Genomic DNA, 11,408 nt, shown 5'->3' on the forward strand with positions numbered 1-11,408 from the left:
ATACCGGCGGTATCGCGCCCGAGGACAACGCCGCGGACGGCGCCTCCGGGGCGTGCCGGGTCAGGCGTCGCCGTCGAACATGGAGGTGACGGAACCATCATCGAAGACCTCGTGGATCGCGCGTGCCAGCAGCGGCGCGATCGGGAGGATCGTCAGGCGGTCCCACTTCTTCTCCTCCGGAAGCGGGAGGGTGTCGGTGACCACGACGGAGTCGATGAACTCGGAGCTGAGGAGCTCGCGCGCCGGGTCCGAGAAGACCGCGTGGGTGGCGGCGACGACGACGCCGATCGCTCCGGCGTTCTTCAGCGCCTCGGCGGCCTTGGCGATGGTGCGGCCGGTGTCGATGAGGTCGTCGACGAGGAGGCAGACGCGGCCGCTGACCTCTCCGACGATCTCGTGGACCGAGACCTGGTTCGCGACCTTGGGGTCGCGGCGCTTGTGGATGATCGCGAGCGGCACGCCGAGCTTGTCGCTCCAGATGTCGGCGACGCGGACGCGGCCCATGTCGGGCGAGACGACCGTGAGAGTCGAGGGGTCGAGCTTCTCGCGGAAGTGCTCGAGCAGCACCGGCATGGCGAAGAGGTGATCGACGGGGCCGTCGAAGAATCCCTGGATCTGCGCGGCGTGCAGATCGACCGACATGATGCGGTCGGCTCCGGCGGCCTTGAACAGGTCGGCGACGAGGCGGGCCGAGATCGGCTCGCGGCCGCGGCCCTTCTTGTCCTGGCGGGCGTAGGGGTAGAACGGCGCGACGACCGTGATCCGCTTCGCCGAGGCGCGCTTGAGCGCGTCGACCATGATGAGCTGCTCCATGAGCCACTCGTTGATCGGCGAGGTGTGCGACTGGAGGACGAACACGTCGCCTCCGCGCACGGACTCGCCGTAGCGGACGTACAGCTCGCCGTTGGCGAAGGTGCGCCCCTCGGTGGTCACGAGCTCGGTGCCCAGCTCGTGGGCGACCGCTTCCGCCAGTGCCGGATGCGCCCTCCCCGAGACGAGGACCAGGCTCTTCTTGTTGCTGGCGGTGATGCCCGTCACTGTTCTCCGCTTCCTCCGGTCGGCTGGTCCGAGCCCTCGGGCTCGAGCACCCGGGCGGCCTCGGCGGCGGTCGCCGCCGCGGTCCCGGGTCGGTGGGTCTGCACCCAACCGGCCATGTTGCGCTGCGGAGCGACGGTGATGCCGAGGGCTCCGGCCGGGATGTCCTTGCGGACGACCGTTCCAGCACCCGTGTACGCTCCGTCCCCGATTCTAACGGGGGCGACGAAGACGTTGTGCGACCCGGCGCGCACGTGCGACCCGACCACGGACGCCGCCTTGGTCACTCCGTCGTAGTTGGCGAAGATCGAGCCCGCGCCGATGTTCGACTCCTCGCCGATGGTCGCGTCGCCGACGTACGAGAGGTGCGGCACCTTCGATCCGGCGCCGATGACGGCGTTCTTGGTCTCGACGTAGGTGCCGATCTTGCCCTTCGCACCGAGCACGGTGCCCGGGCGGAGGAAGGAGAACGGCCCGACCTGGGCGCCCGCGCCGATCACGGCGAGGGTGGCGTCCGAGCGCTTCACGACGGCGTCCTCGCCGATCTCGCAGGAGTCGAGGGTCGTGTCGGGGCCGATGACCGCGCCCGTCGCGATGACGGTCGGTCCCTTGATCTGCGTGCCGGGGAGGATCTCGACGTCGGGCGCGAGGACCGCGTCCACGTCGATCCAGGTCGTCGCCGGATCCTGGATCGTGACGCCCTCGAGCTGCCACCGGCGGACGATGCGGGCGTTCAGCTCGACTGCCGCGTCCGAGAGCTGCGCGCGGTCGTTGATGCCGGCGACGAGCCACCGGTCCTGCACGGGCACGGCCTCGATCGCGCGGCCGGCGGCCTTGAGCGCGGCCGCGGCGTCGGTGAGGTACATCTCCCGCTGCGCGTTGTCCATGCCGATGCCGCCGATGACGGCTCGGAGGGCCGCGGCGTCGAAGGCGTAGACGCCGGCGTTGACCTCGGCGATGGCGAGCTGGTCGGCGTCGGCGTCCTTCTGCTCGACGATGGAGGCGAAGCCGCCGTCCTCGCCGCGGACGATCCGGCCGAAGCCGGTCGGGTCCTCGAACACGCACGAGAGCATCGTCAGGGCGTTCGCCGCACCCACGTGCGCGTCGACCAGGCGCCGCAGGGTCGGTGCGTCCAGGAGCGGCACGTCGGCGCTCAGGACCACGACGGTCCCGGCGAAGTCGGCGGGCAGAGCGGCCAGACCGAGCTCGACGGCGCGGCCCGTGCCCGGCACCTCGTCCTGGTCGACGACGAGAGCCGCCGGCGTGTGCTCGAGCACCGCTTCCGCGACGCGCTCGCGCTCGTGGCGCACGACGGTCACGACGTGCCCGGCCTCGAGCGAGGCCGCGGTGTCGAGGACGTGGCCGAGCAGCGGCCGTCCGGCCAGGCGGTGCAGGACCTTGGGCGTGCGGGACTTCATGCGGGTGCCCTGGCCTGCGGCCAGGATCACGACCGCGAGCGTGCTGTCGATGATCGCGTCTCCTCTTCGGCGGGCGCACCGGGACCGGCGCACCTTCGTCTCCCCGCTCCGCCACCAGGATTCGAACCTGGACCGGACAGCTCCAAAGGCTGCCGTGCTGCCGTTACACCATGGCGGACCGCGCTCGCGCGCGTCGACCATCCTGCCATCCGGCCGGGACCCCCAGAAATCTCCGGGGCCGCCCGTTCGCGACTCCCGGAGCGGACCGTCGCGGCCCGCACCCGCCACAATGGAGGAGTGAGCGCGAACGACGAGGTCGACGGCATCGTCGACGCCTGGGTGAGGGAACGACCCGACCTGGACTTCACGCCGCTGCAGGTCTTCTCCCGCATGCGGCGGCTGGCCAAGCAGCTCGAGCGCGCCCGCGGGATCGCCTTCGGCCGCTCGGAGCTCGAGACGTGGGAGTTCGACGTGCTCTCGGCGCTGCGCCGCGCCGGCGCCCCCTACCGCCTCTCCCCCAAGCAACTGCTGCAGGCGACCATGGTCACCAGCGGCACCATGACCAACCGCATCGACCGCCTCGTCGAGCGCGAGCTGGTCGAGCGCCTCGACGACCCGAACGACGGGCGCGGCGTCCTCGTCCAGATGACGCCGTCCGGCCTCGCCCGCGTCGACGCCGCGATCACCCGGCTGGTCGACGCCGAGCAGGAGCTGCTGGGCGCGCTGACGCACGCGCAGCAGGAGCGGCTGGCCCAGCTGCTCCGCAAGCTCTCGCTCGACTTCGGCTAGGGCCCTAGCCCTCCAGCTGCTCCGAGAGCTCCAGCCAGCGCAACTCGAGCTCGGCGGTCTCGTCCTCATAGCCCCGGAGCGTCGCGTTGAGCGCCAGGATGCCGTCGTAGTCGTCCTGATCGTGCGTCGCCATCTTCTCGTGCACCGTCTTCGCGAGCTGGGTGAGCTTGTGCAGGCGCCGGTCGATCGCCGACACCTCCTTCTCGGCGGTGCGCCGCTCGGCGCCGCCGAGTCCCGGGGGCGCCGCGGAGGTGGACGACGACAGGGCCGCGGGCCCCGCCTTCTCGAGCGCGCGACGCAGCTCGAGGTACTGCTCCACGCCTCCCGGCAGGTGCCGGAACGCGCCCTCGAGCACCGCGTACTGCTGATCGGTGACGCGCTCGAGCAGGTACCGGTCGTGCGAGACGACGAGCAGCGTGCCGGGCCACGAGTCGAGGAGGTCCTCGATCGCCGCGAGCATGTCGGTGTCGAGGTCGTTGGTGGGCTCGTCGAGGATCAGCACGTTGGGCTCGCTCAGCAGGATCAGCAGGAGCTGCAGACGGCGGCGCTGGCCACCCGAGAGATCCTTCACCGGCGTCGAGAGCTGCGCGCTCGAGAAGCCGAGGCGCTCGAGCAGCTGGCCCGGCGTCATGTCCTTGCCGCCGATGGAGTAGCTGGTGCGCTGCTGCGCGATGATCTCGCGGACGGGCTGGTGCTGCACCTCCGTGAGCTCGCGCAGCTGCTGGTCGAGGATCGCGACGCGCACCGTGGTGCCGCGCTTCACCTTCCCGCTCGTGGGCTCGACGCTGCCGGCGACCAGGCCCAGGAGGGTCGACTTGCCCGCGCCGTTCACGCCGAGGATGCCGGTGCGCTCGCCCGGCGCGATCCGCCACTCGATGCGGTTGAGCACCGTCCGCTCGCCGTAGCGCACGGTCACGTCCAGCAGGTCGACGACGTCCTTGCCCAGTCGCGAGACCGCGAGCTGCGACAGCGAGACGGAGTCGCGCACGGGCGGCTCGTCCTCGATCAGCTGGTTCGCCGCATCGATGCGGAACTTGGGCTTCGCGGTGCGGGCGGGGGCTCCGCGGCGCAGCCACGCGAGCTCCTTCTTCATCAGGTTCTGGCGCTTGGCCTCCATGGTCGAGGCCATCCGGTCGCGCTCGACGCGCTGCAGGATGTAGGCCGCGTAGCCGCCCTCGAAGGGCTCGACGATGCGGTCGTGCACCTCCCACGTGGCGGTGCAGATCTCGTCGAGGAACCAGCGGTCGTGGGTCACGACGGCGAGGCCGCCGGAGGCCGTGGCCCAGCGGCGCTTGAGGTGCTCGGCGAGCCAGGCGATGCCCTCGACGTCGAGGTGGTTGGTGGGCTCGTCGAGGAACACCACGTCCCAGTCGCCGACGAGGAGCTTCGCGAGGGCGACCCGGCGGCGCTGGCCGCCCGAGAGCGAGCCGACGACGCCGTCCCACGGCACGTCGCGCAGGAGTCCGGCGATCACGTCGCGGGTGCGCGCGTCGCCCGCCCACTCGTGCTCCTCGAGTCCGCCGACGACCGCCTGCGCGACCGTGAGCTCCTCGTCGACCGTGTCGGCCTGGTCGAGCATGCCGAGCGTGACGCCGCGCCGGTGCGTGACGCGACCCGCGTCCGGCTCGATGCGCTGCGCGAGCAGGCGAAGGAGGGTCGACTTGCCGTCGCCGTTGCGGCCGACGATGCCGATGCGGTCGCCCTCCTCGATGCCGAGGGAGACGTCGTCGAAGATCACCCGCGTGGGGTACTCGAGTCGCAGCGCCTCAGCGCCCAGGAGATGTGCCATAGGGATCGATTTTACGGGGCTCCGCGGCGACCCGGCCGACAGCTAGGCGACGGTGACGGTCCGGAGGTGCCAGCCGGTGGCTCCGTCGGGAGCCGGCGGCGCCTCGTCGGAGGTCTGGGTGAGCCCCTCGGAGTCGGTGGCCCGCACGAGCAGGACGTGATCGCCGGGCAGCGCGTCCCACTCGTAGACCCACTGGATCCACGTGTCGGCGGTGACCGCCTCGGCCAGGCGCGCGCTCTGCCACACTCCCCCGTCGACCTGCACCTCGACCTTCGAGATGCCGGTGTGCGGAGCCCAGGCGACTCCGGCGACCGCGACCGTGCCGGCGGCGACCGCCTGACCCTGGCGCGGCACGTCGATCCGCGACTCGACCTTGATCGGGCCGCGCTCCGTCCAGCCGCGTGTCGACCAGTAGGCGACGTCGTCGGCGAACGTCGTGACCTTCAGCTCGGTGACCCACTTGGTCGCCGAGACGTAGCCGTAGAGCCCGGGCACGACCATCCGCACCGGGAAGCCGTGCTCGACCGGGAGGGGCTCTCCGTTCATCCCGACGGCGAGGATGCTCGCCCGGTTCGCATCGGCCAGCACCTCGAGCGGACTGGAGGCGGTGAAGCCGTCGATGCTGCGCGAGAGGACCATGTCGGCGCCCGCGGTCGGCCGCGCGCGGGCGAGGAGCTCGCGGATCGGGTAGCCGAGCCACAGCGCGGTGCCGATCAGATCGCCGCCCACCTCGTTCGAGACGCACGACAGGGTCACCAGGTGCTCCTCGAGCGGCAGGGCCAGCAGCTCGTCCCAGGTGAGCACGATCTCCTCCTCGACCATGCCGTGGATCCGGAGCGACCAGTCCGCCGGGTCGACCGACGGCACCGAGAGTGCCGTGTCGATGCGGTAGAACTCGGCGTTCGGAGTGACGAAGGAGCTGATGCCCTCGACGTCGTCGAGGACAGCGGCGGCCGGGACGGGTGCGGCGGCGGACGCGGCCTTCGGCAGCGCCACGGCCTCGCGGACGGCGGTGACCGCCGCGGAGGCGGCGGTGGCCATGCGGGCGCCGACGCCCACCACGACGGCGGCGGCTCCGGCGATGCCGACCAGGCGGAGGAAGGACCTGCGGTCGGTCCCGCCCTGCGCGGGCTCCTCGTCCCAGGCGCGCAGCCGGGCGGAAGCGGTCCGGAGCACCAGCGCGCCGGCGACCATGCCGACGATGCTCGGAGCGGCCGAGAGCCCGGTCGCGCCCTCCCGTGTGACCGCGGCGAGGGCGCCGAGACCGGCGACGACCACGAGGACCAGCGCGCCCAGCGGCGGGCGGCGGAACTCCAGCAGTCCCGCCGCGACCGCGAGCAGCGCGACCGCGAACGCGAGCGAGGCGAGCAGGACGATCTTGTCGCCCGTCCCGAACAGCGCGATCACCGTGTCCTTCACGCCGGGCGGCACGATGTCGATGACGAACCCGCCGACCGCGACGAGCGGTCCGCCTCCCGCACCGGTGAACACGGCCACGAGCTCGGCGCTCGCGAGGGCGACGAGGGCGGAGACGATCCCCGTGAGGATCGCGAGCAGTGCGGCTCTTCTGGGGGGCATGAGCCGCACTCTAAGCCACTCCGCGGGGTGCGGGCTGGGGCCCGCTCAGATCGAGAGGAGTCTCGCTCCGTGCACGGGCCCGGTCACGCGGAGGGCCTTGTAGCGCGCGGTCGTCAGCTCCAGCTGGAGCTCGAGCGCCGCATCCGCGTCGGCCGCGAGGAAGGCGACGGTCGGACCCGAGCCCGAGACGAGCCCGCCGAGGGCGCCGCTCTCCTCGCCGCGCTCCAGGATCCGTGCCAGACCCGGCTGCAGGTGCAGCGCCGGAGCCTGGAGGTCGTTGTGCATCGCGTCGGCGAGCATCGCCGCGTCGCCCGCCCGCAGCGCCTGCAGCACGTTGGGGTCGACGCTCGGCGAGGCCGAGATGGGGCGGAAGTCGTGCAGGTGCCGCTCGCGGTGGCGGTCGAGCTCGCTGTAGACCTCCGGAGTCGAGAGCCCCTGCTCGGAGAGCACGAGCACCCACTCGAAGCGGCCCTTCGCGAGTGCGGGGCTCAGCTCGTCGCCGCGGCCCACTCCGATCGCGGTGCCACCGGTGAAGGCGAAGGGCACGTCGGCGCCGAGGCTCGCGGCGATGCCGAGGAGCTGCTCCCGCGTGCAGGCCGTGCCCCACAGTGCGTCGCAGGCGAGGAGCGTCGCGGCCGCGTCGGCCGACCCTCCGCCCATGCCGCCGGCGATCGGGACGTTCTTCTCGATCTCGAGGTGGACGCCCCCGCGGTGGCCCGTCGCTCGTGCGAGCGCTCTCGCGGCCTTGATGGCGAGGTTGCTGCCGTCGACGGCGAGGCCGCTCGTGTCGATCGAGCCCGAGAAGGCGACCGAGAAGTCGTCGGCGGCACTGGCGCGCACGTCCTCGTAGAGCGAGAGCGACTGGAACGCGGTCGCGAGCTCGTGGTAGCCGTCCTCGCGGACGGCCCCCACCTTGAGGAAGACGTTGATCTTGCCGGGTGCCCGCGCGTGGACCACGGTCGACGTCGCGCGAGCAGCCATGCCTCCAAGCTACAGGGTGGTGGAGGGGCCCTCGTGCCCGTCGGACGGGTCCGCCCCGGGGTCCTCCTCGACCGGGTCCGGCACGGTGCCGCCACGGGTCGGCACGCGAGCGGGGTCGAGCGTCCGGCCCAGCGCGACGAAGGAGTCGACGGTCAGCTCCTCGCCGCGAGCCGTCTGCGGGACGCCCGCCGACTCGAGGGCGGCGATCGCCGAGGCGCTGTCACCGAAGAGCGGGGCGAGGGACTGGCGGAGCATCTTCCTCCGCTGGGCGAACGCCGCGTCGACGACCGCGAAGACGGTCCGGCGCAGGGTCTCGTCGCCCGGCTCCTCACCGCGCTCGAACGCCACGAGCACGCTGTCGACGTTGGGGACGGGCCAGAAGATCTGCCGCGAGACGGTGCCGCCGGTCGAGAACGAGCCGAACCAGGCGGCCTTCACGCTCGGGCCGCCGTAGACCTTGGAACCCGGGCCGGCGGCGAGCCGGAGGCCGACCTCGGACTGCACCATGACCACTCCGGAGCGGATGCTCGGGAAGTGCTCGAGGAAGTGCAGCAGCACCGGCACCGAGATGTTGTACGGGAGGTTCGCCACGAGACGGACGGGATCGCCCGGCAGCTCGAGCACGCGCATCGCGTCGGCGTGCACCACGTGCAGGTCGGCCGCGGGCGCCATCAGCTCGACCGTGCGCGGGAGCTGCTCGGCGAGCCGCCCGTCGATCTCGACGGCCACGACCTGCGCGCCGGCCTCGAGCAGGCCCAGCGTCAGCGAGCCGAGGCCGGGGCCGATCTCGACCACGGTCTCGCCCGCCTGCACGCGCGCGAGCTTGACGATGCGGCGCACGGTGTTGGCGTCGTGCACGAAGTTCTGGCCGAGCTTCTTGGTCGGCGTCACGTCGAGCAGCTGCGCGAGGTCGCGGATCTCGGCGGGGCCGAGCAGTCGCGGCACGGCGGCCGCCTCGGCCCGGGCCGCGTGGCGACCGCTCATGCCAGCTGCCCCACGGGCTCCGTCGGCTCCGAGCCGACCTCGCCGCCCCACTCGCCGTAGACCTGCTCGGTGTTGGAGGCGATGGTCGCGGCGAGGTGTCCCACGTCGGTCTCGAGGTGCAGCGCCATCGCGCGCAGGGTGTGCGGGAGGAGGTACGGCGCGTTCGGACGGCCCCGCAGCGGGCTCGGAGTGAGGAACGGCGCGTCCGTCTCGACGAGGATCAGGTGCCGCGGAGTGACCGACAGCGCCTCGCGCAGCGACTCCGCGTTCTTGAAGGTGACGTTGCCCGCGAAGGAGAGGTACCACCCCTCCTCGGCGCACATCCGGGCCATCTCGGCGTCGCCCGAGAAGCAGTGGAAGACGGTGCGCTCGGGGGCGCCGACGCGGCGGAGCGCGTCCATGACCTCGCGGTGCGCGTCACGGTCGTGGATCTGCAGCGCGATCCCGTTCTCCTTGGCGATGCGGATGTGCTCCTCGAACGAGCGGAACTGGGCTCCGCGCCCGCTCTCGCCGGTGCGGAAGAAGTCGAGCCCGGTCTCGCCGACGGCGCGCACGCGCGGCTGGGTCGCGAGCTCGGCGATCACCGCGAGGGCGTCGTCGAGCTCACCGCGGGCGTCGAGCTCGGGCGCCTCGTTGGGGTGGATCGCGACGGCGGCCAGCATGCGCGGCTCGGACGCCGCCATCTCGGCCGACCAGCGGCTGGTCGCCACGTCGGTGCCGACCTGGACGACTCCGCGCACGCCCACCGTGGAGGCGCGGTCGAGCTGCTCGCGGTAGTCGAGCGGCTCGAGGCCGTCAGCGATCTCGAGGTGCGTGTGGTTGTCGTAGACGGGGACCACGAGGGCCTCGGGCAGCGGAGGGTACGTCAGGTCGCGGCCGGAGGTGTTCTCGCGGGCGCGGACGTGCTGGCTGTCGCTCATGCGCTCCAGGCTACCGGGAGGGCTTGCAGGGCCCGCGTTCGGGGCGGAGGGGATCTCGAGCCCCCTCTGCTGGTCGAGTAGGCCCGCAGGGCCGTATCGAGACCCACCGACCTCGGACATCGGGGATCTCGATACGCCCGCTCCGCGGGCTACTCGATCAGCAAGGAGGGCGGGCCGCCCGCCGCGCGAGCACCAGCGGAGGGGCGCCCGCTGCGCGGGCACGAGCAGCAGGGCCGGTCAGCTCGCGGGTGCCTCGATGCGCGGGAAGAGGGCCTCGAGGGTGCCGACCGTCGTGCCGACCGGCAGGCGGCCCCACTCCCCCGCCGCGCGGATCCGCTGAGCGGGCAGCGCGCCGAGCGACTCCTCGACGCCGAGCGCCGTCCAGAGCTTCGCGGTCGCGCGGGGCACGACCGGCGAGAGCAGCACGGCGAGGGCGCGCAGCCCCTCCGTCGCCGTGTAGAGGACGGTGCCGAGCCGCTCGCGGTCGGCGTCGTTCTTGGCCAGGGCCCACGGCTCCTGCTCGGTGATGTAGCCGTTCAGCTCGTCGACGATGGTCCACACCGCGGTGATCGCGTCGTGGATCGCGAGCGAGTCGATCGCCGCGTCGGCGGCGGCGGCCGCCTCGGCCACGGTGCGCTGGACGCGCTCCTCCGCCGCGGTCGCCTCGGCGGGTGCCGGCACGACGCCGTCGTAGTAGCGGTTGAGCATGGCGATCACACGCGAGGCGAGATTGCCGAAGCCGTTCGCGAGCTCGGCCTGGTAGCGCGCCGACAGGTCCTCCCACGAGAACGAGCCGTCCTGGCCGAACGTGATCGCGCGCATGAAGTAGTAGCGGAACGCGTCGGAGCCGAACGTGTCGGTGATCTGCTCGGGAGCGATGCCGGTGAGCTTCGACTTCGACATCTTCTCGCCGCCGACCAGCAGCCAGCCGTGGCCGAAGACCTGCCTCGGCACGTCGAGCCCGGCGGCCATGAGCATGGCGGGCCAGATCACCGCGTGGAAGCGGAGGATGTCCTTGCCGACGATGTGGGTCGCCGGCCAGCGGCGCGCGAACTCCTCGTCGTCCTGGCCGTAGCCGACGGCGGTGACGTAGTTGAGCAGCGCGTCGAACCAGACGTAGACGACGTGCGAGTCGTCCCACGGCACCTTCACGCCCCAGTCGAAGCTCGAGCGCGAGATCGAGAGGTCGGCGAGCCCCTGGCGCACGAAGCTGACCACCTCGTTGCGGGCCGACTCCGGCTGCACGAAGTCGGGGCGCTCCTCGTAGAGCGCGAGCAGGCGCTCGGTGTACTCGCTCATCTTGAAGAAGTAGTTCTTCTCGCTGAGCAGCTCGACCGGCTTGGAGTGGATCTTGCAGACGTACTGGCCCTCGTACTCGCCGGCGCCCTCGTCGAGGTCCGAGAGCTGCTTGTACTCCTCGCAGCCCACGCAGTAGTAGCCCTCGTACTCGCCGGTGTAGATCGCGCCGGCGTCGTAGAGCCTCTGCAGGAACTTCTGCACGTTGACCTCGTGCCGCTCGTCCGTGGTGCGGATGAAGTCGTCGTTCGCGATGTCGATGGTGCTCAGGAGCGGCTGCCACGCGGTCTCGACGAGGCGGTCGGCCCACGCCTTGGGCGTCGTGCCGTTGGCGGTCGCGGTGCGCAGGATCTTCTGGCCGTGCTCGTCCGTGCCGGTGAGGAGCCAGGTGTCGTCGCCCGCCTGACGGTGCCAGCGGGTCAGCACGTCCGCCGCGACCTCCGTGTACGCGTGCCCGATGTGGGGGACGTCGTTGACGTAGAAGATCGGGGTCGTGAGATAGAAGGAGGCGCCGTCGGACATGGCGACCATCCTATTCACCGCGCGGGCCCGCCCCTCCCGTGTGACGACGCCGCCCCTCCCGTGCGACGACGCGGCGTGCTCAGCCGCGGCGGGAGG

The 11,408-nt window shown here is 72.0% G+C and carries 9 protein-coding genes and 1 tRNA gene; 1 reads left to right on the forward strand and 9 read right to left on the reverse strand.

From position 1 onward, the window contains the following. Positions 1 to 60 precede the first annotated feature (60 nt). From NB037_RS08785 to NB037_RS08795, 3 genes are all read right to left on the reverse strand, one after another. The gene (locus NB037_RS08785; RefSeq protein ID WP_251945201.1) at positions 61 to 1,038 is read right to left on the reverse strand and encodes a ribose-phosphate diphosphokinase; all 978 of its coding nucleotides are present in this window, start codon (positions 1,036 to 1,038) and stop codon (positions 61 to 63) included. After that, complete coding sequence (gene glmU / locus NB037_RS08790) at positions 1,035 to 2,507, reverse strand: bifunctional UDP-N-acetylglucosamine diphosphorylase/glucosamine-1-phosphate N-acetyltransferase GlmU (protein WP_251945220.1); 1,473 nt, start codon at positions 2,505 to 2,507, stop codon at positions 1,035 to 1,037. Before glmU ends, NB037_RS08785 begins: the two co-directional genes overlap by 4 nt. A 52-nt stretch (positions 2,508 to 2,559) precedes the next feature. Beyond that, positions 2,560 to 2,631: transfer RNA gene (locus tag NB037_RS08795), tRNA-Gln, on the reverse strand. Positions 2,632 to 2,750: 119 nt separating this feature from the next. On the opposite strand from NB037_RS08795, the gene NB037_RS08800 reads away from it, so the two are divergent. Beyond that, the gene (locus tag NB037_RS08800) at positions 2,751 to 3,242 is read left to right on the forward strand and encodes a MarR family winged helix-turn-helix transcriptional regulator (RefSeq protein WP_251945203.1); all 492 of its coding nucleotides are present in this window, start codon (positions 2,751 to 2,753) and stop codon (positions 3,240 to 3,242) included. 4 nt (positions 3,243 to 3,246) lie between these two features. Here the strand turns inward: NB037_RS08800 and NB037_RS08805 are convergent, their stop codons facing one another. The 6 genes from NB037_RS08805 to metG form a co-directional block, all read right to left on the reverse strand. Continuing rightward, the gene (locus NB037_RS08805; RefSeq protein WP_251945205.1) at positions 3,247 to 5,031 is read right to left on the reverse strand and encodes an ABC-F family ATP-binding cassette domain-containing protein; all 1,785 of its coding nucleotides are present in this window, start codon (positions 5,029 to 5,031) and stop codon (positions 3,247 to 3,249) included. Positions 5,032 to 5,073: 42 nt separating this feature from the next. Beyond that, positions 5,074 to 6,609, reverse strand: coding sequence for a molybdopterin-dependent oxidoreductase (locus NB037_RS08810; protein WP_251945207.1), 1,536 nt, complete (start codon positions 6,607 to 6,609; stop codon positions 5,074 to 5,076). Between the two features lie 45 nt (positions 6,610 to 6,654). Continuing rightward, the gene (locus NB037_RS08815; RefSeq protein WP_251945209.1) at positions 6,655 to 7,590 is read right to left on the reverse strand and encodes a 4-(cytidine 5'-diphospho)-2-C-methyl-D-erythritol kinase; all 936 of its coding nucleotides are present in this window, start codon (positions 7,588 to 7,590) and stop codon (positions 6,655 to 6,657) included. 9 nt (positions 7,591 to 7,599) lie between these two features. After that, entirely contained in the window at positions 7,600 to 8,574 is a 975-nt protein-coding gene (gene rsmA, locus NB037_RS08820; RefSeq protein WP_251945211.1) for a 16S rRNA (adenine(1518)-N(6)/adenine(1519)-N(6))-dimethyltransferase RsmA, read from the reverse strand. Continuing rightward, entirely contained in the window at positions 8,571 to 9,494 is a 924-nt protein-coding gene (locus tag NB037_RS08825; RefSeq protein ID WP_251945212.1) for a TatD family hydrolase, read from the reverse strand. The genes rsmA and NB037_RS08825 overlap by 4 nt, the downstream gene beginning before the upstream one ends. A 237-nt stretch (positions 9,495 to 9,731) precedes the next feature. Next, on the reverse strand, positions 9,732 to 11,312 hold the full coding sequence (gene metG / locus NB037_RS08830; protein WP_251945214.1) for a methionine--tRNA ligase: 1,581 nt from the start codon (positions 11,310 to 11,312) through the stop codon (positions 9,732 to 9,734). Positions 11,313 to 11,408 lie beyond the last annotated feature (96 nt).

It is taken from the genome of Rathayibacter rubneri, assembly GCF_023743255.1.
In the GTDB taxonomy this organism is placed as follows: Bacteria; Actinomycetota; Actinomycetes; order Actinomycetales; family Microbacteriaceae; genus Rathayibacter; species Rathayibacter rubneri.

What these genes read in the sequence shown, in the direction of transcription:
- NB037_RS08805 (WP_251945205.1), bottom strand. Translation starts at nt 5,031, where the DNA reads ATGGCACATCTCCTGGGCGCTGAGGCGCTGCGACTCGAGTACCCCACG.
- metG (WP_251945214.1), bottom strand. Translation starts at nt 11,312, where the DNA reads ATGTCCGACGGCGCCTCCTTCTATCTCACGACCCCGATCTTCTACGTC.
- rsmA (WP_251945211.1), bottom strand. Translation starts at nt 8,574, where the DNA reads ATGAGCGGTCGCCACGCGGCCCGGGCCGAGGCGGCCGCCGTGCCGCGA.
- NB037_RS08810 (WP_251945207.1), bottom strand. Translation starts at nt 6,609, where the DNA reads ATGCCCCCCAGAAGAGCCGCACTGCTCGCGATCCTCACGGGGATCGTC.
- NB037_RS08815 (WP_251945209.1), bottom strand. Translation starts at nt 7,590, where the DNA reads ATGGCTGCTCGCGCGACGTCGACCGTGGTCCACGCGCGGGCACCCGGC.
- NB037_RS08825 (WP_251945212.1), bottom strand. Translation starts at nt 9,494, where the DNA reads ATGAGCGACAGCCAGCACGTCCGCGCCCGCGAGAACACCTCCGGCCGC.